At 42.1% G+C, this 20,485-nt stretch carries 20 protein-coding genes and 1 pseudogene; 13 read left to right on the forward strand and 8 right to left on the reverse strand.

What is annotated here, in order from left to right; genetic code table 11:
- Nucleotides 1–109: 109 nt before the first annotated feature.
- The 3 genes from ACI2IW_RS03030 to ACI2IW_RS03040 all read right to left on the reverse strand — a co-directional run bounded on the left by ACI2IW_RS03030 (nt 110) and on the right by ACI2IW_RS03040 (nt 3,461).
- Nucleotides 110–805, reverse strand: a complete 696-nt coding sequence (locus ACI2IW_RS03030; RefSeq protein ID WP_404692607.1) for a response regulator transcription factor — start codon at nt 803–805, stop codon at nt 110–112.
- 106 nt (nt 806–911) lie between these two features.
- Nucleotides 912–2,630, reverse strand: coding sequence for a phosphoethanolamine transferase (locus ACI2IW_RS03035; protein ID WP_404692608.1), 1,719 nt, complete (start codon nt 2,628–2,630; stop codon nt 912–914).
- A 141-nt stretch (nt 2,631–2,771) separates the two neighbouring features.
- On the reverse strand, nt 2,772–3,461 hold the full coding sequence (locus ACI2IW_RS03040) for a Crp/Fnr family transcriptional regulator (protein ID WP_404692609.1): 690 nt from the start codon (nt 3,459–3,461) through the stop codon (nt 2,772–2,774).
- Between the two features lie 85 nt (nt 3,462–3,546).
- Here ACI2IW_RS03040 and ACI2IW_RS03045 point away from each other — a divergent pair, with 85 nt between their 5' ends.
- The gene (locus ACI2IW_RS03045; protein ID WP_227673240.1) at nt 3,547–4,338 is read left to right on the forward strand and encodes a class II aldolase/adducin family protein; all 792 of its coding nucleotides are present in this window, start codon (nt 3,547–3,549) and stop codon (nt 4,336–4,338) included.
- Between the two features lie 7 nt (nt 4,339–4,345).
- A complete protein-coding gene (locus tag ACI2IW_RS03050; protein ID WP_404692610.1) occupies nt 4,346–5,218 on the forward strand; it encodes an alpha/beta fold hydrolase in 873 nt (290 codons plus the stop codon).
- 469 nt (nt 5,219–5,687) lie between these two features.
- Here ACI2IW_RS03050 and ACI2IW_RS03055 read toward each other — a convergent pair whose 3' ends face one another.
- A complete protein-coding gene (locus ACI2IW_RS03055; protein WP_198325452.1) occupies nt 5,688–6,059 on the reverse strand; it encodes a hypothetical protein in 372 nt (123 codons plus the stop codon).
- A 248-nt stretch (nt 6,060–6,307) separates the two neighbouring features.
- The gene (gene truC, locus ACI2IW_RS03060; RefSeq protein WP_404692611.1) at nt 6,308–7,081 is read right to left on the reverse strand and encodes a tRNA pseudouridine(65) synthase TruC; all 774 of its coding nucleotides are present in this window, start codon (nt 7,079–7,081) and stop codon (nt 6,308–6,310) included.
- 298 nt (nt 7,082–7,379) lie between these two features.
- On the opposite strand from truC, the gene ACI2IW_RS03065 reads away from it, so the two are divergent.
- On the forward strand, nt 7,380–8,318 hold the full coding sequence (locus tag ACI2IW_RS03065) for a pirin family protein (RefSeq protein WP_404692612.1): 939 nt from the start codon (nt 7,380–7,382) through the stop codon (nt 8,316–8,318).
- Between the two features lie 226 nt (nt 8,319–8,544).
- On the opposite strand, the gene ACI2IW_RS03070 is transcribed toward ACI2IW_RS03065, so the two are convergent.
- Together ACI2IW_RS03070 and ACI2IW_RS03075 are read right to left on the reverse strand one after the other, a co-directional pair.
- Nucleotides 8,545–8,823, reverse strand: coding sequence for a peptidylprolyl isomerase (locus ACI2IW_RS03070; protein ID WP_102078430.1), 279 nt, complete (start codon nt 8,821–8,823; stop codon nt 8,545–8,547).
- 273 nt (nt 8,824–9,096) lie between these two features.
- Nucleotides 9,097–9,732 (reverse strand): TetR family transcriptional regulator C-terminal domain-containing protein, encoded by a 636-nt coding sequence (locus tag ACI2IW_RS03075; RefSeq protein ID WP_347163264.1) that lies wholly within the window; start codon nt 9,730–9,732, stop codon nt 9,097–9,099.
- A 487-nt stretch (nt 9,733–10,219) separates the two neighbouring features.
- Between ACI2IW_RS03075 and rutA the strand changes: the two genes are divergently transcribed.
- The 9 genes and pseudogenes from rutA (at nt 10,220) to ACI2IW_RS03120 (ending at nt 18,460) form a co-directional block, all read left to right on the forward strand.
- Nucleotides 10,220–11,323 carry a pyrimidine utilization protein A gene (gene rutA / locus ACI2IW_RS03080; protein WP_290176503.1) on the forward strand — a complete coding sequence of 368 codons (1,104 nt, stop codon included), beginning with the start codon at nt 10,220–10,222 and terminating at the stop codon, nt 11,321–11,323.
- Between the two features lie 14 nt (nt 11,324–11,337).
- Nucleotides 11,338–12,057, forward strand: a complete 720-nt coding sequence (gene rutB / locus ACI2IW_RS03085; protein WP_404692613.1) for a pyrimidine utilization protein B — start codon at nt 11,338–11,340, stop codon at nt 12,055–12,057.
- Between the two features lie 75 nt (nt 12,058–12,132).
- Nucleotides 12,133–12,516, forward strand: coding sequence for a pyrimidine utilization protein C (gene rutC, locus ACI2IW_RS03090; RefSeq protein ID WP_057761062.1), 384 nt, complete (start codon nt 12,133–12,135; stop codon nt 12,514–12,516).
- A gap of 132 nt (nt 12,517–12,648) precedes the next feature.
- Nucleotides 12,649–13,230, forward strand: a complete 582-nt coding sequence (rutF, locus tag ACI2IW_RS03095; protein ID WP_191114002.1) for an NADH-dependent FMN reductase RutF — start codon at nt 12,649–12,651, stop codon at nt 13,228–13,230.
- A 35-nt stretch (nt 13,231–13,265) separates the two neighbouring features.
- Nucleotides 13,266–14,624: a solute carrier family 23 protein gene (locus ACI2IW_RS03100; protein ID WP_404692614.1), complete on the forward strand. Its 1,359-nt coding sequence runs from the start codon at nt 13,266–13,268 to the stop codon at nt 14,622–14,624.
- Between the two features lie 40 nt (nt 14,625–14,664).
- Complete coding sequence (locus tag ACI2IW_RS03105; protein WP_404692615.1) at nt 14,665–16,164, forward strand: CoA-acylating methylmalonate-semialdehyde dehydrogenase; 1,500 nt, start codon at nt 14,665–14,667, stop codon at nt 16,162–16,164.
- Between the two features lie 109 nt (nt 16,165–16,273).
- Nucleotides 16,274–16,957, forward strand: a pseudogene (ribB, locus tag ACI2IW_RS03110) (3,4-dihydroxy-2-butanone-4-phosphate synthase); the annotation flags it as partial.
- A gap of 111 nt (nt 16,958–17,068) precedes the next feature.
- The gene (rutD, locus tag ACI2IW_RS03115) at nt 17,069–17,845 is read left to right on the forward strand and encodes a pyrimidine utilization protein D (RefSeq protein ID WP_404692616.1); all 777 of its coding nucleotides are present in this window, start codon (nt 17,069–17,071) and stop codon (nt 17,843–17,845) included.
- A gap of 18 nt (nt 17,846–17,863) precedes the next feature.
- Nucleotides 17,864–18,460, forward strand: coding sequence for a malonic semialdehyde reductase (locus ACI2IW_RS03120; RefSeq protein ID WP_404692617.1), 597 nt, complete (start codon nt 17,864–17,866; stop codon nt 18,458–18,460).
- Between the two features lie 330 nt (nt 18,461–18,790).
- Here the strand turns inward: ACI2IW_RS03120 and ACI2IW_RS03125 are convergent, their stop codons facing one another.
- A complete protein-coding gene (locus ACI2IW_RS03125) occupies nt 18,791–19,222 on the reverse strand; it encodes an Lrp/AsnC family transcriptional regulator (RefSeq protein ID WP_057761040.1) in 432 nt (143 codons plus the stop codon).
- A gap of 168 nt (nt 19,223–19,390) precedes the next feature.
- Between ACI2IW_RS03125 and ACI2IW_RS03130 the strand changes: the two genes are divergently transcribed.
- Nucleotides 19,391–20,485, forward strand: a complete 1,095-nt coding sequence (locus tag ACI2IW_RS03130) for an ornithine cyclodeaminase (protein WP_404692618.1) — start codon at nt 19,391–19,393, stop codon at nt 20,483–20,485.

Consider the following 20,485-nt stretch of genomic DNA (forward strand, 5'->3'; position numbering starts at 1 on the left):
AGAAAAAGGCGATATATAACAGGGCTATATATAATAGAGCGACAAATACGGTACGGTAAGTCGATTAGTAAATTGGATAAGGTTTATTCAATTCATACTGCAATCATGACTACGCGCTTGCTGATTTATTAGGGTCAACAATTTGGTAGCCCACGCCAGGCACTGTGACTATCATAGGTGTGTCAAATGGCTTATCAACCTGTGCGCGCACACTATGCATATGGGTACGCAGTGCATCACTACTGGGTATGTCTAGTCCCCATACTTTTTCTTCAATCTCAGTTTTACTGACGACTCTAGGCGCTGCACTCATTAGGATGTGCAATATTTTAAAGCCAGTTGGGGTAAGCTTCAGTGATTGTCCCTCACGCATAATAGTATGCTCACTATTGTTCAAGGATAGCGCTCCGACAGCAATACTGTGGGCAAAATGATCGTCCTCGGTGCGACGTATGAGCGCTTTGATACGGCACTCCAGCTCAACCAACGAAAACGGCTTGACCAAATAATCATCAGCACCGCTATCAAACCCAGCCACTTTATCCAAGATTGTATCGCGAGCCGTGAGCATTAGCACAGGAGTCTTGTCATGCAACTCTTCCCTGAGTTTTTTACATAACTGCGTGCCATCCATACCTGGCAGCATTACATCTAGCAGTATCACGTCATAACGATTGTTTGAGGCAAGTGTTAGCCCGCTATAGCCGTTATGTGCGTTGTCCAACTCAAACCCTTTTGGCTCAAAAAAAGCATAAATATTGGCCACGATATCGGGGTTGTCTTCAATGACGAGTATCTTGTACATGATGCTGACCTAAAAAATAGTGGTTACCTAAAAGGACTGAGTAATATAAGAACGTATGTAGTGAGCTGTTTTAACAAATTATTTGGAATAACTCGCTTTTAACCACTCAATTAGAATGGGACAGTTTGAAAAAAGTTGTTTCACCTTTGACTTCATCGGTCGTAATACCAAAAAAGCTAAGCAATGTCGGCGTAATAAAATCATGCGACACTGGCTGATTGACCATGCTAGAAAGACTTTCAGTATCGATACTATTCCTGTTGGGCGACCAAACTATCGTAGGCACGTGTTTTTGGGTATCTGGTGCGAATTTATAAGGCAAGCCGTGCAGGTAGATATTATTTTCACCCAAACTCTCCCCATGATCACTAATATATACCATTACCACATCATAATCTTGCTCATAAGGTTTTAACGTATCAATCACATTATTCAAAAAATAATCGGTATAACGAATCGCATTATCATAGCCATTTATCACAGACTGAGCATCACATTTAGACAGCTCATTGGTCATGCAAACAGGGTTATACGCTTCAAACTCTTTAGGATAGCGCTGATAATAGGCGGGGCCATGATTGCCCATTTGATGCAGCAAAATAAGTGTGTCTTTCGGCATTTCTTTCTGTGAGCTGCCTGACTTTACAAGTTCATCAAACCCGTCAAGCATACCGATATCTCGGCATTCAACATCGCAGTTGGGGTTTGTGTCAGCTGTTTTATAGTCTTCAAAAGTAACGCGATCAGCCACGCCTTTTGAGCTAGAGTTATTGTCGCGCCAAACGACATTGACCCCTTGCTTGCTGAGCGTATCTAGTACGTTCTCATTATACTTGGCGGTATCGATATCATAGTCTGCTCGATTTGCATAACTGAACATGCAAGGCACAGAGTAGGCAGTAGAGGTGCCGCAAGAGACCGCATTTTTAAAGCTATAAAGGTCTGACTGCTTTGAGAGCAGGGGTGTGGTATTGCGTGTATAGCCGTTTAAACCGAAGTGATCTGCGCGAGCCGTTTCACCAACCACAAACACCATCAGTTTAGGTTTACCGCCGCCATTCACACTATTAGCAGGTGCCACGCGTTTTGCGTCTGTCGCATGCAGCGCCAAAGTATCAGGACGGCGTAACTCATCGACATAGTTTTCGCCAAGTTTGATCACAGAATAAATAGGCGTGATCGGGTTAGCATAGGAGCGAATTTGTTTATGCTGACGAAAGAAGCTGGCGTACTGGTCACCAAAGGGTAAAAGACAAGCTGCGATCAGTGCGATAGACAATATCAACGTGGCTGTTTTTTGTAGAATACTGCGTTGCCAAGTAAAGCGTTTTAAACGAATTTTGCTAATAATAAATGCTGGCAACACGCCCAGTAGCAGCACCCGAATGACCATGCTAGGGGCAAACAACCCCATCGCCTCTGCTTGATCGGTCTCTAGACTGTTGATCAGCATGTTTGTGTCAAATATCGTCCCATAAGCATCGGTAAAATAACCACAGATGGCAGCAGTAATCAGTAGCGCAATCAACACTGGTTTGGCAATGGGACGATAGCAAAGCAGCTGTAATACCAGCCACATCAGTCCAAACAACAAACCAGTAATAGACAGGATGAATCCGATGTTTTTGCTAAATGGATAGATAGCCAGCACCTGCTCAAAGAACCCAATATTTGCGGTCGCTACCAAATATAAAGCCACAATGAAAATAAGATAACTGAGACTTATCTCACGATCATAGAGCTTACTAAGGTAGCTGGTCTTTGTATTGGCGTTGGGTGCTTTGATTTTTAGCACATTGGTCTTGATGACTTGAGGTATGGACATACAGATACTTCTCAACAGATGGTAGGAAACGTCATTCCTTACCATAGCAAGTGGTCTGTTAAGAAGATGTTAAGGCAGTTGATGCTAACTATCATAAGTTGGATGTTGTGTGGATTGTTGAGACGATTTTATATATTCAAGTCAGGCAGGATTCATCATTGCCATCAACTGGGGTTTGTCCTTTATGGTGATAAAACCATAGTGCATATCGATAAGATGCTGCTTTTGCCACGATTGAATGATTTTATTGATGGTTTGTCTGGTAGTGCCAAGCATAAAGCCCAGCTCTTCTTGCGATAAGCGTAGCTCTATTTTGATGTCGTCTCCTATTTGCTTACCATAAGTGTCGATCAGTCCAATCAGCATGCTAGCCAGTCGCGCCGAGGTATTAAGTGAGGTAGCATCATCAATCCAGTCAAATGCTCGGCGGATTCGCTCGCAGGTTATAAGCGCGAGGTGCTTGTATAAAATCGGATGCAACTGCGCTGTCTGAATGACTAGATTTCTTGGGATTGAGATGAGCGTTACTTTATTAATCGTCCACGCATCATGGGTGCGAGGATTGTCATCTATGATAGATATCTCACCAAACCACTCGCCACTAGATAGATGCGCCAGTGTCATAGCATGGCCACTAGCGCTCACATTACAGACTCTAATCGTTCCCGACACGACAAAGTGTAGCGCCGCATCATCGCTGTCACCGATGGCATGAATCATTTGACCTTTTTGGTATACCTTTAACACCGCATCGCCTGCCAGTAGTGGCTGCACAATGGCTGGTAATTGACTAAACCATGGGTCGTTATTTAAATAATGATTGATATTCATAAGTGTAATGTTTTTGACAGATTTGGTTTTATAAAATGGTGTAAAGTAATCATTCAGGATATCTAACACAGTAAAGGAATACACCATGCAAACAACTATGCAAACCGCGACATCGACCGATTCAACCTCGAGTGTACACCATAATATGAGCGAACAAGAGTGGCAGATGCGCGTAAATCTTGCCGCCTGTTATCGAATGATTGCCTCTTATGGCTGGGACGATTTGGTATTCACTCATATCTCTGCGCGCGTACCAGGTACTGAGGATGAGTTTTTAATCAATCCGTACGGGATGCTATTTGAAGAGATTACCGCCTCTAGTTTGGTCAAGGTCAATAAAGCAGGCGAAAAAGTAGCGCCATCAGAGTTTGATGTTAATCCAGCTGGATTTATCATTCATAGTGCTGTGCACGAGGCTCGTGATGATGCGCATTGCGTCATTCATTTGCACACAAATGATGGCGTTGCCGTCTCAGCGCAAGAAAAAGGTCTACTACCTATCTCGCAACAATCATTATTTCCACTATCTAACTTGGCATACCACGACTACGAAGGCGTCGCATTAAACCCTGAAGAAAAAGTACGTTTGGTTGCTGATTTAGGCGATGCTCACTTTATGATTTTGCGTAACCATGGTCTGCTCACCTGTGCCGATACGGTCGCCAATGCGTTCTTATACATGTATATCATGCAAAGAGCTTGCGAGATTCAGATCAAAGCACAGAGCGGCGGTGGTGCCTTGACGCCGATACCAGCCCAAATATTGGCAGGTATCCAAGCTGCATCAGAGCAAGTCACCCGTGGCGCGAATGGCGATATCGCATGGCCTGCATTGTTGAGAAAATTGCGCCGTACTGACCCATCATTTGAGGAGTAAGTCTCTAATGATAACTCTTGATGAGTGGCAACGGCAGGGGCAATATGAATCCATTCATGGGTATCAAATCTTTACTCGGTATGCAGGGGATAAAAGTGCGCCCGTATTGCTATTGATTCATGGTTATCCTAGTGCCAGTTGGGATTGGGAGGGCATGTGGGATGCGCTAACCGAGCATTATTATGTTATCACCCTCGATATGCTGGGGTTTGGGTTGTCAGACAAACCCAAAAACGCGCGCTATCTAATCAGTGAGCAGGCTGATATTTATCAAGCGGTTTTAGAAAAACTGGGCGTTAGTGATTATCATATATTGGCGCATGACTATGGTGATACAGTGGCTCAAGAGTTGCTAGCCAGACAAGTTGAGGGTAGCGCTGAGCGACACATTGCTAGCGTATGCTTTTTAAACGGTGGTTTATTTCCTGAGACGCACAAACCTATCTTGGTACAGAAACTATTGCTATCGCCACTGGGTCCTCTGGTATCAAAGCTGATTAATAAGCAGAAATTTGCGGGCAGTTTACAACGGATATTTGGCCCCAACACGCAGCCCACAGTAGAGGTGATAGATACGCTATGGCAGCTGTTAAATCACAATGATGGATTGGGCGTGATGCATAAGCTAATTAACTATATGCCCCAACGTCAGCAGTACCGCGAGCGATGGGTAGGCGCGATTATCAACAGTACTGTACCGATTAAATTGATTGCTGGCGCCAAAGATCCTATCTCAGGTCAGCATATGATTGATCGTTATCGTCAGCTGATACCCAATGCTGATATAACCAATATGCCTATGCTAGGTCACTATCCGCAGATAGAAGATGCCGCGGCAATCACAGCGGCCTATCTACAATTTAGACGCAGTATTCTGTAAGTACAGTTCAATCTAATGAACGCAGGGCATCAAATGGTGCTCTGCGTTTTTTATTCTATTATCATCCTTTAACTCTCAAGAAAATGCATCATTCTAAATGAGACTAATATCCGTGAGCGTAGTCACAAAGCTGTGCAAAAGGTTTTTGATAAAATGATCACCAAAAAACGGTGAGTTATCATTAAGTGAGCTATATGCGCAGTGCTACAAGATATTGAAGACTTGATAAAAAGATATTTTGAAAAACTTGAGGTTTTGGAGCGTAGTATAAGAGACTATCTTTTAAGTGTATTATGAGAATATAAAGTAATCGAGTAAAGCCTAACAGATATAACTATTCTTAAAAGCTGTTATAAGTGGTTCCATTATACCAGTCTGTTTTAAGTAGTCTGTTAATAGGTTTTTGGGGTGAAATAGCTGGTTCCGCTGAGGTATACCTTTTGAGAGAAAATAATTTATTTGTAAAAATTTATACTTGATACCCATTTATTATAGCTCGATCATTTAATAGGCTATAGACTTTTTCAAATAGCTCATCAGCTTTCTCATGACCATCATGATAGTCATGCCAAAAATTTCCATGGAACTCGATTGGTTGTAATCGATAATAGCCCTTAAAACCACTATTCAATTCATACCACTCCCAGTTTTGAGGTATTTGAGAGTCAATCACATCAAAGAGCGCTAAGCTGAAAACACAAGGTGTTCCATCATCATTTCTTCGGATAGTAATTAAAGGTTGTTTTTCATCTGGTCTTATACTAATAGAAATAACGATATAGTTCTTTCCCAGCGTTAAAGAGCTATTATTATCATCCAACTTTGTGTATTTAACGATCATGGTGTGATAGTTCCTTTAATTTTATAGTGATTAAAGTATTCTCGAATACTAGCAGCTCGATGCCTGTATAGCGCACCGATCATAGATAGAGTATGTATGGTAAGTACACCATAAAGTACACTGTGGCTATCTCAGTAATTCAAAACCTCGATATCATTAGCCTAAAGTCAAAGATTCAAGTCCTCACTAGGGAACCGAACCTTTAGCAGCCTTATTTTGGCTTTTTTCACTGACTATTTTAGATAAGTTTAGGCTTTAGCGCTGTCTACCCAAGAGAACTCTTCTAAGATACGCATCCATTGATCGTCTAATCCCGCCTTTAGTATTAATGGCTCACCAGTGACGGGGTGGCTGAGTGCCAAAGTCTGAGCATGCAGCAACATACGCGTGCACTCATAGTGAGTACGAAAAAATCGTGTATGACGTATATCACCGTGACTGGTATCACCCACAATGTGATGGAATACATGCCTCATGTGCCGACGTAGCTGATGTTTGCGTCCAGTTTCAGGCGTTAAGCGAACCAGACTATAGCGGCTAGTGGTATGCTTTTTTGATACTGCAAATGGCAGCTCAATTTGTGCCAAACTTTGCCAGTGGGTGACCGCTTCTTGAGCAGGTTTATCTAAGTTGGCAAATTTATCGGCAATGGCGTCGGGCTTAAAGCTCAACGCATAATCAACAGTACCTTGCTCAGACATAAAGCCACGCACCACGGCCAAATATTGCTTGGTCACTTTGCGTTCAGTAAACGCTTCGGTAAGGCTGCGTGCCACGGCTGAGCTCTTGGCAAATAACAACACACCTGATGTAGGTTTGTCTAACCTATGTACTGGAAACACATGGCAGCCTACCGCATCACGAGTAAGCTGCATGGCAAAGCTTGTCTCACCTTTGTCCAGCCAACTGCGATGCACCAACAGACCAGCTTCTTTATTAATCGCTACTATATACTCATCTTCATAGATAATTTCTATTTGATCAGCAGTATTGCCTTCGATATCCATGTTTTCATTGCTCATATTTTAGATGCGTCAATTATATATTCTTTTTATTGTACCTGTAGTGGCATAATAAATTTAGATAGTGATGCAGAGAAAATACGCGGTATACAAAGGAACGATGATAAAAATTAACCATATCGGCTAAAAAATACCCGCAACGGCGTTTATATCTTTACCGTTAGCAGAAGCGTTAATATAAATAGTAAAACGCTAAATGATAAGATGTCAGCTGCCGATGTATTGAGCATGGAAGTACCAACAACCATTCTACGCTCATTATTTGTAATATATGGAGTATCAAGAAAGGAGTAGGTTTATGAGTATTCAAACGTTTGAGCCAAAGCTGGCTGATGTCGGCGGTATTCCAATCGCACGTTTATTACCCAATAAAGGCAAAAAACCGATCGGTGCGTGGTGCTTTTTAGATCATGCAGGTCCTGCTGATTTTGGTGAAGATGATGCAGGGATGCAAGTGGGTCGCCATCCGCATACTAATTTGCAGACTTTCAGCTGGATGCTAAATGGTGAAGTGCTGCATAAAGACAGTTTAGGTAATGAACAGGTTATTACCAAAAACCAAGTCAATGTCATGACCGCAGGTACAGGTCTGCACCAAGGTATCAGTCATACAGAGCAAAGTGTCTTTCCAGATACGGGCGGTTCAGAAAATGCTGCACGTGGTATCAGTATGGTGCAGCTATGGATTGCGCTTCCCACCGATCAGAAAATCGAACGTAGTTTTCATCATTATCCTGAGCTACCGACATGGAGCGAGGGCAACGTAGAGATGATACTGACGACAGGCAGTTATACCAATACATCAGGTGAGACATTTGCAGCGCCTACCATTCAGTATTCAAAACTGGTTGGTATAGATGTGTACTTCAAGCAAGATGGCGAAACGACATTGAATTTAGAGCTAGGCTTTGAGTACGGTATCTTGGTTTCAGAAGGGGAGGTAGAGTCCGAAGACAAGGTTTGTCAGCAAGATCAGTTATTCCGTTTTCATGATAGCGATGTCGCCAATAACAAAAGTATTAAGTTGGCTGCCAAAAAAGGCACACGTATCATGTTCATCGGCGGCGAACCGCTTAATAACCGAGTGCTAATGTGGTGGAACTTCGTTGCTGATAACAAAGCTGAGATTGAACAATCTATTGTTGATTGGAATAATGGCCATGAGCGTTTCGGTAATGTTGACTCTGATATGAAACGTTTGCCTGCACCTGAATTACCTAAGGGTTTTAAAGGCTGATTACAGTTTGTCTCGCCACCTCAATATTTGACCTTAACTCGTAGAAAACTGCTTAAGTAAAATACTGCTTAAATAAAATAAGGGGAGTTTGACGTAAGGATTAGAAAGGATAGGTCGATCAAACATCAAGTCCTGATTACCATAATTACCACGATGTTAAATCATATGCGAATCAGGACAATATTTGAGATATAGCTCAGTTGGCTTACAATCAAAACGCCAATGCTTAAGTTCTATAAAGGACTTTTACGACATGCCAGCCAAATTTGGTCTTTACTAAATGCGGGGTAAATAGTTCGCCAGTAAAGCAAACCTTATCGAATGGCCCTACCATATCACCTTTGCCAAACTCGCCTAAGCTGCCACCTTTTTTACCTGATGGGCAGGTTGAGTATCGCTTGGCCAGTACATCAAACTTAGCACCTTTCTTAAGCTTGGCAATAATGTCCTCAGCTTGTTCTTTATGTTTTACTAAAATGTGCAATGCGCTAGCGGTACGAGCCATAATGTAACCCTTTCATGAAATATCAATTATCAGGACATTATATCACTACTTACTTTGGTTGCTAACCTCACTTGCAGGTGCTGATTTCTCCCAAGTCATCCTTATACAATCGTGACTATAGGGGTTGAAGAAAAGAAGTTTTAGTCATGTAATGTTTTATTTAAAATATAGTCTTTATTTAAACTACAGCCCTTAAATGACGGACATAAAAAAAGCCTCAATCTTTAGATTGGGGCTTTTCGAATTGGGGATCTGTACTTTACTCATATTAAATCACGGAATCAAACTATCTACCAAAAGCTGAGTACTAGTGTTTAATGCCTCATTAGCGAACTTTTTATTTCTCAAGCTATGATTGCACACCGCTTCAGTTTGCGTAGAAAAATCAGAATAGTGCTGAGTCACCGCCCAAATATGAAAAATCAAATGGATGGCAGACACGGACTTAATCTTGTTATCTGCAATCCAGCCATCAATCACTGCCACCTTTTCACGAACCAAAGACCTTAAAGGGCCTTTTAATACGGCCATCAAATGAGGTGCCCCTTGTATAATCTCTAACGCATATAGTCTCGATGCTGCAGGCGATTTTTTTGAGATTTTATATTTTTCTTCAATATAGGTCTTAAGGGCAACCCTTGGATCTTGGTTGGCGTTAATCTCACTCAAAGGCGATAGCCACTTACTCAGCACCTTTTCTAAAACAGCAACATACAGAACTTCTTTACTTTGAAAGTAATAAAATATATTCGATTTAGATATATCAGCCTCTTCGGCAATTTGCTCCATGCGCGCGCCATTTAACCCCTCTTGGGAAAATACGATCAATGCAGCATTGATGATATGTTCTTTCTTTTTTAATATCTTTGCACTCGTCTCTGTCTCTTCTTTTAGTGCGTATTCTTTCACTATATTTTCCCTCATCGTAAAGCCATATGAACCTAATTTTAAATGATAGTTAATTCAATTTAAAAAAGGGTCGAAGTAACCAAAGGCAGATGCTACTGGTTGATCAAAACCGATATGCCAACTACTCCAACAGCGAGCAATACCATATCGGTTTGCAGGTTCACTAACTATAGAAACCTGCTGTTGACCAGTCTTTTCTGCTGCTTATTCCACCTTATCTTCATCCAAACCGCCATCAAAATGTACTTATAAACAATTTATACATTTGTGCACTATTTTATAACACTTTGCACCAATTTATAACAGCCCGCACTATTTCTCTGCATATTTTTAGACCATATGGTTTAATAATTTTTGTATGAAAATAATATAAGTTATTGATAAATAGCAACTAATTAATTTGGCATAAATTATGCTACATAAAAAACATGAAATAATCTTTATTTCTTTTATCGCTCTTTTCTTCCTCAAACGTATAGGTGAAATCATGGAAATAGGTATTTTTTGTCCGATTGGCAACAACGGCTGGTTAATTTCAAAAAACGCGCCGCAATACAAACCAACATTTGAGCTAAATAAACAAATTGTGCAACGGGCTGAGCACTATGGGTTCGATTTTGCGCTTTCGATGATCAAACTGCGCGGCTTTGGCGGGGAAACTGAGTTTTGGGATTACAACCTCGAGAGCTTTACTTTGATGGCAGGACTTGCCGCAGTCACGTCCAAGATAAAAATCTATGCCACATCAGCAACGTTGGTCATGCCACCGGCAATCGTAGCGAGAATGGCATCAACGCTTGATAGCATCTCAAACGGGCGTTTTGGATTGAATGTCGTGACTGGCTGGCAAGAAGCAGAATATGGACAGATGGGCATGTGGCCAGGTGATGATTATTTTGGTAAGCGCTATGACTACCTATCTGAATATGTACAAATTTTAAGAGATCTTTGGGCAACAGGCCAATCTGATTTGAAGGGTGAGTTCTTTCAGATGAATGACTGTCAAGTGAAGCCCATTCCAAAAGCGGATATGAAGATTATCTGTGCGGGCCAATCAGATACGGGCTTGGCGTTCTCTGCGAAATACGCTGATTACAACTTTGTCTTCGGTAAAGGTCTGAACACGCCAACTGCCTATGCCGGTATCAATGATCGCTTAAAAGTACATACGGATCAGACGGGTCGTAACGTTCCGACCTATGTCCTCTTTATGGTCATTGCAGATGAGACCGATGAAAAAGCGCAGGCAAAGTGGCAATCATACAATGATGGCGCGGATTTTGAAGCCATTGATTGGCTGCAGTCACAAGGTGGTAAGGACAAAACCTCAGGCAAAGATACCAACGTTCGCCATATGGCCTCAAGCGTTTCACCAGTCAATATCAATATGGGTACGTTGGTTGGTTCCTTTGAAAACGTCGCCAGCATGTTAGACGAAGTCGCTGAAGTACAAGGTACAGATGGCGTTCTATTGACCTTTGATGATTTCGTGCAAGGCGTGGAAGATTTTGGCAGTAAGATTCAGCCTTTGATGAAGAGCCGCATCAATGTTGATACCCCAGTTGCCAGCCAAGCTGTCAGCGAAGCCTAATAAAAGGAGCGGATATGAATTCGGTTAATACCATTTGTGCAGACTTTACCAAGGAATCCTCTCCTGTTTTAGAGTCGTTGCCTGAGCCTATCAAATTAGATCCATCACAAACCGCGTTGATCGTCGTGGATATGCAAAACGCGTATGCCAGCCAAGGTGGTTATCTGGATTTGGCTGGGTTTGATGTCACAGCGACCAAACCCGTCATCGATAAAATCAAGCAAGCCGTAGATATTGCGCATCAATCTGGTATACAAGTCATCTATTTTAGAAATGGTTGGGATAACAAATATGTAGAGGCTGGTGGTAGTGGATCGCCCAATTATCACAAGTCAAATGCCTTAAAAACCATGCGTAAGAATCCTGAAATTGAGGGAACGTTATTGGCAAAAGGCGGCTGGGATTACGAGTTGGTCGACGAGCTGAGCCCTGCGCCTCAAGACATCGTTATAGATAAACCTCGTTATAGCGGCTTTGCGAACACTAACTTCGATAGCGTATTGCGGTCACGGGGCATACGTAACTTGTTGCTCACTGGTATCGCGACCAACGTCTGTGTTGAATCTACGCTTCGAGATGGATTTTTCCTTGAGTATTTTGGGGTGTTATTAGATGACGCTTGTTATCAAGCAGGGCCAGTAGAAGCTCATGACGCCACACTATATAACGTAAAAACCTTTTTTGGTTGGGTGTCTGATGTTGCCAGCATGCAGCAGTGTTTTTCAGATAGCTAACGTCTTACTTAGCCAGTTTTTAGCAACCTAAACCACGATTTTCATACTTAATCCAACCGCAATAGGAATGTAGATATGTCTAAACAAGTGATTATCCCTGAAGGTACCAGCAAACCATTAGCCCCTTATGTACCAGCGACTAAAGCCGACAACATCGTCTATGTCTCGGGCACCTTGCCCTTTGATGAAAACAACGATGTCGTACATGTGGGTGACGCCGCTGCTCAAACTCGCCATGTGTTAACAACGATTCAAAACGTTATTCAAACCGCTGGCGGCGATATGGATGATGTGACCTTTAATTCGATCTTTGTAAAAGATTGGGCAGATTATGACGCGGTCAATCAAGTCTATGCAGAATTTTTTCCCAATGAAAAGCCAGCAAGATTTTGTATCCAATGTGGATTGGTTAAACCAGATGCTTTGGTCGAAATCGCGTCCATAGCGCACATTGGATAAAAACCTGTTTAAAAATAACTGCAGTTAGTGAATTTAAAGTTACCTGACATCGAACCCCCTAGCATTGGACTGTAGTAGGGCGCTTTAGTTGACTACACATGTGGCGGAATATTGTTTAAAAGGAAATGACAGATGAATACAGTAATTAAAGAAAGCCAAGTAACGCAATCCTCATTAATGAAACATAAGTCTAAAGAATCATTCACCTCTACGGCAGGAAACTTAACCGACATGCAGCAGTCTTTTAGAGATGCGATGAGTAAGTTGGCGGCTGCCGTGAACATTATTACCACTGAAGGTCCAGCAGGGCGGGCAGGATTTACAGCCTCAGCGGTGTGCAGTGTCACTGACGAACCGCCAACCCTATTAGTGTGTCTAAACAGAAGCGCTTCTGTGTATAAATTTTTTAAAGAAAATATGGTGCTATGCGTCAACACACTTGGTCTTGAACATAAAGATTTGAGCGGTGTTTTCGGTGGTAAAAAGGCGCTGGAAGAAAGATTTGAGCAAGGCAATTGGTCCACTCTGTCAACCGGATCGCCTGTGTTAGAGGATGCTAGCATTTCTTTTGATTGCAAAATCAAGCTCATCAGCTCAGTGGGGACCCACGATATTCTTATTTGTGAAGTATTGGATATCAAACACAAACCTGATTGTGAAAGTCTCATCTATTTCAATCGAGACTACCATCAATTAAGTAAGTGCAAAAACTAAGTATCACACCTCTACTTTTTTTAAGGATATTCAAAATGGATAAATGGTTTGTGAAATGGCGTCCCTACACTGGGAACCTAGAAACGACACCGGTAGGTATCAATGAGTACTTGCCAATGGGTAAAAGTGTGGTGTTAGGCGCACAGCACTCATTCGCAATGTTTGGTGCGACAATCTTAGCTCCCTTACTGATGGGCTTTGATCCTAGCTTGACCATGCTGATTACGGGTATAGGCACGATACTTTTCTTTCTTATTACTGGCGGTCACGTACCAAGTTATTTGGGCTCTAGCTTCGCATTTATCGGAGCGGTCGCAGCAGTAACAGGGTATAGCGGCACGGGTATCAATCCAAATATTGGTATCGCCCTGGGAGGTACCGTTGTCTGCGGGATTTTATATGCACTGATGGGTCTGCTGGTGATGAAAACAGGGACAGAGTGGATTGAGAACTTGATGCCACCTGTGGTCACTGGGTCCATTGTGATGATTATCGGGTTGAACTTAGCGCCTGTCACCATACAAAGCGTTATCGGCAGTAGCTTTGACTCTTGGATGGCGTTAGTCACCGTATTATGTATTTGTTCAGTTGCCGTATTTACCAAAGGTATGGTCAGACGCCTGTTACTGTTAATCGGGCTAGTCGCCGCATATTTTATTTATTTCCTATTAACAAACGTCTTGGGCATGGGCACGCCTATTGATTTTAGTCCAATTGCAAATGCCGCTTGGTTCGGTATTCCAACCCTTTATTCTCCTGTCTTTGAGACCAGTGCCATATTAGTCATTGCACCTGTCTTTATCATCTTGATCGCTGAAAACCTTGGGCATTTCAAAGCAGTAGAAGCCATGACTGGCAAAAGCATCTCGCCTTATATGGGTAGAGCGTTCTTCGCTGACGGCCTTTGTACCACGCTTTCAGCCTCGGTAGGCGGTACTGGTATGACGACTTATGCAGAAAACATCGGCGTGATGGCCGCGACCAAAATTTACTCTACAGTCGTCTTTGTCATAGCCGGTGTTTTCGCAATCTTATTGGGTTTATCCCCTAAATTTGGCACGTTGGTCAGCACCATTCCTGTGCCTATTTTGACCGGTGCTTCAATCGTTGTCTTTGGTTTAATCACGATCGCTGGTGCGCGCATTTGGATGAATGCAAAAATTGATTTTAGTAAGAATGGCAATATGTTGGTAGCTGCCGTCCCAGTAATCTTAGGTACTGGCAACTATTCACTAAACATTGCAGGCTTTGATTTAGGCGGTATCGGTACCGCTACTTTTTTAGCCATTCTTATGAATCTCGTTTTCAATTTTAACAACAAACAAAAAGAGGTGAGCGTGTCCACTGAGAGAGAAATCGCTACATCAGAGCCGCTCTTAAAACTCAATCCATAAATTTTAATCCCTATTTGATATCACCTTAAGGAATCGTGTCATGAATACAGAACCACGCAGCGTACAACAATTGATTAATGGCGAATTTACCGAGTCAACTACCACAGAATGGATTGATATCACCAATCCAGCCACTCAAGAAGTTATCGCTAAGGTACCACAGTCAACACCTGAGGAAATCGAGCAAGCCATCAAAACAGCATCTGAGGCCTTTCAGAGTTGGCGTGTCACACCCATTAGCAAACGAGCGCGTGTGTTTCTAAAGTATCAACAACTGATACGTGAAAATATGGATGAGCTGGCAGCGCTACTGACTGAAGAACAAGGTAAGACACTGGCAGATGCTAGAGGTGATGTATTTAGAGGTCTTGAGGTCGTAGAACACGCCTCAGGTATCGGTAACTTGCAGCAAGGTGGCTACATTGAAAACGTCGCCAGTAGTGTCGATATGTATACCGTGCAGCAGCCAATAGGTGTCTGTGCAGGTATTACCCCCTTTAATTTCCCTGCCATGATACCGCTATGGATGTTTCCAATGGCCATCGCCACAGGCAACACGTTCATCTTAAAACCTTCTGAGCAAAACCCAATCGTTACCATGAGATTGGTCGAGCTGGCGCTTGAGGCCGGTATACCAAAAGGGGTGTTAAATGTGGTTCATGGTGGTAAAGATACAGTGGATGCACTGTGCGATCACCCTGACATAAAAGCGATATCTTTTGTTGGCTCAACTGCGGTGGGTAAGCATGTGTATGATCGAGCCGGTCAGGCTGGCAAACGTGTGCAATGTATGATGGGTGCGAAAAACCATGCCGTTATCATGCCTGATGCCAATAAAGAACAAAGTCTGAATCAGTTGGCAGGAGCCGCATTTGGTGCAGCAGGGCAGCGATGCATGGCACTGTCTGTTGTGGTATTGGTTGGAGAATCTAAACAGTGGGTTGATGAGATTGTAGAAAAATCAGCACAGTTAGTAGTGTCTGCTGGCAAGGATGACAAAGATTTAGGTCCGCTAATATCTAAGCAAGCCAAAGCCCGTGTCGAGCGCTTAATCCAAGCCGGTATAGACGAAGGGGCAACTCTCAGGCTAGATGGTCGTGGTTGTCAGGTAGCAGGTTATGAGGATGGTAACTTTGTTGGTCCGACTATCTTAGATCATGTAACCACTGATATGAGCTGCTATACCGAAGAGATTTTTGGCCCTGTCCTATGCATTATGTATGCCGACACGCTTGAGGAAGCGATTAAGATTATCAATACCAATCCAAATGGTAATGGCACCGCAATTTTTACCCAGTCTGGCGCTCATGCACACAAGTTCCAACAAGATATCGATGTTGGACAAGTTGGTATTAATTTACCAATTCCAGTACCGCTACCAATGTTTTCATTTACAGGGTCTAGAGCCAGTAAGCTTGGTGACTTAGGTCCTTATGGTAAGCAAGCGGTACAGTTTTATACGCAGACTAAAACCGTGATCTCACGCTGGTTTGATGAAGATGCTAGTGAAGGCGTAAATACTACTATTTCTATGAAATAGCTATACGGCCATATCAAACGTAGGACGTTATGTAGAGCGTGTGATTAATTGAACACAGGCTCTACATAACAACATACAAAAGCAAATATAAATGCAAATGGTGGATTTTATGAATATCAATACAATACCAGAAATCATTGAAGATATTAAAGCAGGCAAGATGGTCATAATCATGGATGATGAGGATAGAGAAAACGAAGGTGACCTGATCATGGCAGCCAGTTTGGCCAAACCTGATGATATTAACTTTATGATTACCCATGCCAGAGGTTTGGTTTGTTTGACCTTGACCTCCGAGCGTTGCAAAAAATTAAAACTACCTCTCATGTGCAAAGACAACCAAGCACCTTATAGTACAAATTTCACCGTTTCTATTGATGCAGCAAAAGGGGTAAGTACCGGAATATCAACGGCAGACAGAGCTCAGACTATCAGAACTGCCGTGTCTCAAGACGTTACCTTTGATGACGTCGTAACCCCAGGTCATATTTTTCCATTAGTGGCTAAAGAAGGCGGTGTTTTAGAGCGGGCTGGGCATACTGAGGCAGGTTGTGACCTAATGAGACTGGCTGGCTTGGAGCCTGCTGCGGTTATTGTAGAAATCATCAACCAAGATGGTGAAATGGCTCGTAGAAATGATCTGATGAAATTCGCTGATACTCATAATCTAAAGGTCGGTACCATAGACGCGTTAATTAAATATATTAAGTCTCAAGAGGCTGTTGAAAATAAAAGTAAAAATGAAAGCAAAGTCGCAAGTTTCGAAGAAACCGTAACGTATGAATATGATGAAAGCGATGAGCGTACCGCTGAATTGATTTAGTCATTTTAATTTAACTTGATTTTATAAGCTATTAGATACTTTTACTGCAATTTGAATTTTACTGAAATTGGATGAAACCCTATGTTAGTTAAAAAATATCCTTGTAAGAACGACACGTTAGAAACGGTCGTATTTAGTTCAGGTTTAGGCGGGCATGCTGATTTTTGGTTACCTCAAATTGAGAGTTTTACCGAGCATTACAATGTGATTTGTTATGAACAAGAGGGGGTATCACCTGATAGTGATCTCTTACCCGATGACTATTCTATGCAAGATTTAGCAGAACAATTAATTGAAATTTTGAAACAAGAAGAGCTGTCTAACTGTCATTTCGTCGGTCACGCACTTGGCGGATTTATCGGTATGGAAGTCGCTTATAAAGCGCCAGAATTATTAGATAAACTGGTCATCCTAAATGGTTGGGAAAGCCTCGATCCTCATACTATTAAATGTTTTAGCATGCGACAAAGCTTGATAGAAAATACAGGGGTAGAGGCATTTGTACGTGCCCAAGCGATATTTTTATACCCACCGATCTGGATCTCAGACAACATAGACGCACTCACACAAAAAGAAGATAAAGCCATCGCTCACTTTGCGCCAGTCGAGAACGTCTCAACGAGACTAAAAGCCTTGCAGGCTTATCAGCCCCTGATAAATGCCAAGCATATCAAAAATAAAACGCTAGTTTTAAGCAATCTTGATGATGTGTTGGTGCCATGGCAACGCGGTCTGGCTTTAGCCGATAATATGCATAATGCTCAATTTGAGTTGATGGTGACAGGTGGCCATGCCAGTACAATCACAGAGACCTGCTCAACCAATAACAAAATCCTTCAATTCTTATCCAAAAATTAATATCAATTAGGACGTACTATGACTGATTCCCTATCGTTAACCTCAGAAGGTCTTGACCAACTGTTTGGCAAGGCCAGATCCTTTAATGCTTGGCAAAAAAAAGACGTACCAGATGCACTACTTGAAGAGATCTACCATTTAGTTAAAATGGCACCTACCTCGGCCAACTGTTCACCGGCGCGGTTTGTATTTCTTAAATCCGATGACGCTAAAGCGCGCTTAGAACCAGCACTGTCATCAGGTAATATCGAAAAAACAATGACAGCACCTGTCACAGTGATTGTCGCTTATGATGAAGAGTTTTATGAGCAACTTCCCAAATTATTCCCACATACGGATGCCAGATCGTGGTTTAACTCTAGCCCTGAACTCATAACAGAAACGGCGTTTAGAAACAGTTCTATGCAAGCGGCCTATCTGATTTTGGCTTGTAGAGCCTTGGGTTTAGACACAGGCCCAATGTCTGGATTCAATAATGAACTGGTAGATAAAACCTTTCTTGAGGGTAGCAAATGGACTTCAAATCTACTGATTAATATAGGTTATGGTCAAGAAGATCAATTGTATAGCCGTCTTCCAAGATTGGACTTTGATGAAGCTTGTCAGATTTTATAAGAAACGAGTTATTCAACCATGTGGAAGGGTAGCTGCTTTGGACTGGGTTATTAAGTGAACCATGATGACGCTTAATAACCATTTTTGATTAAAAGGCTCTGAAACTAAAGGTTTTCCGCTACAGCTCTTTTATTGCAGACATAAAAACAGCCCCAATCTTGAGATTGGGGCTATCTACATATGCTAGGTATAAGCATACTCAGAGCTGGTGGTAAATGTGACTATTTTAATGAATCAACAACATTAATATCACTAGATTACAGACCAAGTAGGGCTAGAGCGTTGCATTCTGAGACAGTGCTGAAAATGTTATCTCTGTATACATTCATATTACAAACTCGAAAGCAGAACACTTGTTTCACTATTCAAAATACCATCAATCTCTCTGACTTGACGCAGCACTTCATCAAATTCTCTCAAGCTTGTAGTATGTATCTCTCCTACCAAATCCCACGCCCCATTTGTCGTATGCAGCTTAATCAATTGCGGAATACCCCGCAGTTTCCTAATCACTTGTGAAGTAGATTTTCCTGTTACTTCAATCATCATCATCGCTTTAACTGTTTCTTTATCTAGTGCCTCATGCACTCGAATCGTAAACCCCAAAATAGCACCGTTGTGAATCAGTCTATCCAATCTGTTTTGGACAGTGGCACGAGAGACTTTGAGTTTTTTAGCCAGGTTTGAGATGGTTGCTCGACCATCTTGTCGAAGTTCAGATATCAGTTCGCTATCTAAAGAGTCATAAGTGTAATACGCCATAAAGATGCTTCCTTCATTGGATTTTGACATTATGATAAGTAGTACCTAACAATGTGTCAAAAAAATGTCCATATTTGGTAAATTATTGACATTTTAACTGACAATTATAATTGGTAGCATATTAATTGTCGGTTAAATAAATAATATTCAAGGAATGGAGCAAAATTAATGTCTAAATTTATCGTATCACAGAAGCAGGGTGTGCCATTTGTTAGCGTACAGGCGATGGCTGAAATCATTAGTAATTATGGTATAGAGCAGACGATAAAAGAATTGGTAGATGCTTTAGAACAAGATTTTTCTCGTTGGGATAGTTTTGAAAAATCCAGTCGCTTTGCTTCTCATTCCAAAGACGGCGTCATAGAGTTGATGCCTGTCAGCGATGGTGAAATGTTTGCGTGCAAATATGTCAATGGCCATCCTATCAACACCAAGCGCGATTTGCAGACGGTAGCCGCTTTTGGCTTGTTGTCTGATGTCGATACAGGTTATCCGATTTTATTGACAGAAATGTGTATTTTAACGGCCTTGCGTACGGCAGCGACTTCTGCACTGGTTGCCAAACATTGTGCACCCAAAAATGCCCAGACTTTAGCGCTTATCGGTAATGGTGCTCAGGGTGAGTTCCAAGCAATGGGTATGAAGGCAGTCGTGGGTATCTCAAAAGTACGTTTGTATGATGTCGACCCAGCTGCATCTGGAAAAGTGGCGCGCAACCTTGCCGATTCAGGCCTAGAGATTACTATTTGCAAAACGGTAGAAGAGGCGGTTGAAGGTGCAGATATCATCACTACCTGTACCGCAGATAAGAAAAACGCCACCATTCTTCGTGATGATATGGTCAAAAAAGGCGTCTATATTAATGCCATCGGTGGTGACTGTCCTGGCAAAACGGAGCTAGATGCCAACATCTTGTTAAGAGCCGATCATGTAATCGTGGAATTTGAACCGCAAACCCGTATTGAAGGCGACATTCAACAGCTCTCTCAAGATTTCCCTGTGACAGAGTTTCACCGCATCGTAAACGGTGAAAAAGAAGTACGTACCAATGAAGATAACTTGGTTGTATTTGATGGTGTTGGTTTTGCCTCAGAAGACTTTACGGCTTTGGTATTTTTGCGTGATTTGATTAAAAAGCAAGATGCATATGAGCTGCTCGACTTGATTCCTCAGCAACAAGACCCTAAAAACCTCTATTCGGTCGTAAAAGCTCATAGCAAAGATCGTAGCCTAGAGACGGATGAATCGATGGCCGTATCATAA

It is taken from the genome of Psychrobacter sp. NPDC078501, from assembly GCF_044900935.1.
In the GTDB taxonomy this organism is placed as follows: domain Bacteria; phylum Pseudomonadota; class Gammaproteobacteria; order Pseudomonadales; family Moraxellaceae; genus Psychrobacter.

Excerpts from the sequence above, each read along its gene's own strand:
- ACI2IW_RS03030 (WP_404692607.1), bottom strand. The coding sequence starts at position 805 with ATGTACAAGATACTCGTCATTGAAGACAACCCCGATATCGTGGCCAAT.
- ACI2IW_RS03035 (WP_404692608.1), bottom strand. The coding sequence starts at position 2,630 with ATGTCCATACCTCAAGTCATCAAGACCAATGTGCTAAAAATCAAAGCA.
- ACI2IW_RS03040 (WP_404692609.1), bottom strand. The coding sequence starts at position 3,461 with ATGAATATCAATCATTATTTAAATAACGACCCATGGTTTAGTCAATTA.
- ACI2IW_RS03045 (WP_227673240.1), top strand. The coding sequence starts at position 3,547 with ATGCAAACAACTATGCAAACCGCGACATCGACCGATTCAACCTCGAGT.
- ACI2IW_RS03050 (WP_404692610.1), top strand. The coding sequence starts at position 4,346 with ATGATAACTCTTGATGAGTGGCAACGGCAGGGGCAATATGAATCCATT.
- ACI2IW_RS03055 (WP_198325452.1), bottom strand. The coding sequence starts at position 6,059 with ATGATCGTTAAATACACAAAGTTGGATGATAATAATAGCTCTTTAACG.
- truC (WP_404692611.1), bottom strand. The coding sequence starts at position 7,081 with ATGAGCAATGAAAACATGGATATCGAAGGCAATACTGCTGATCAAATA.
- ACI2IW_RS03065 (WP_404692612.1), top strand. The coding sequence starts at position 7,380 with ATGAGTATTCAAACGTTTGAGCCAAAGCTGGCTGATGTCGGCGGTATT.
- ACI2IW_RS03070 (WP_102078430.1), bottom strand. The coding sequence starts at position 8,823 with ATGGCTCGTACCGCTAGCGCATTGCACATTTTAGTAAAACATAAAGAA.
- rutA (WP_290176503.1), top strand. The coding sequence starts at position 10,220 with ATGGAAATAGGTATTTTTTGTCCGATTGGCAACAACGGCTGGTTAATT.
- rutB (WP_404692613.1), top strand. The coding sequence starts at position 11,338 with ATGAATTCGGTTAATACCATTTGTGCAGACTTTACCAAGGAATCCTCT.
- rutC (WP_057761062.1), top strand. The coding sequence starts at position 12,133 with ATGTCTAAACAAGTGATTATCCCTGAAGGTACCAGCAAACCATTAGCC.
- rutF (WP_191114002.1), top strand. The coding sequence starts at position 12,649 with ATGAATACAGTAATTAAAGAAAGCCAAGTAACGCAATCCTCATTAATG.
- ACI2IW_RS03100 (WP_404692614.1), top strand. The coding sequence starts at position 13,266 with ATGGATAAATGGTTTGTGAAATGGCGTCCCTACACTGGGAACCTAGAA.
- ACI2IW_RS03105 (WP_404692615.1), top strand. The coding sequence starts at position 14,665 with ATGAATACAGAACCACGCAGCGTACAACAATTGATTAATGGCGAATTT.
- rutD (WP_404692616.1), top strand. The coding sequence starts at position 17,069 with ATGTTAGTTAAAAAATATCCTTGTAAGAACGACACGTTAGAAACGGTC.
- ACI2IW_RS03120 (WP_404692617.1), top strand. The coding sequence starts at position 17,864 with ATGACTGATTCCCTATCGTTAACCTCAGAAGGTCTTGACCAACTGTTT.
- ACI2IW_RS03125 (WP_057761040.1), bottom strand. The coding sequence starts at position 19,222 with ATGGCGTATTACACTTATGACTCTTTAGATAGCGAACTGATATCTGAA.
- ACI2IW_RS03130 (WP_404692618.1), top strand. The coding sequence starts at position 19,391 with ATGTCTAAATTTATCGTATCACAGAAGCAGGGTGTGCCATTTGTTAGC.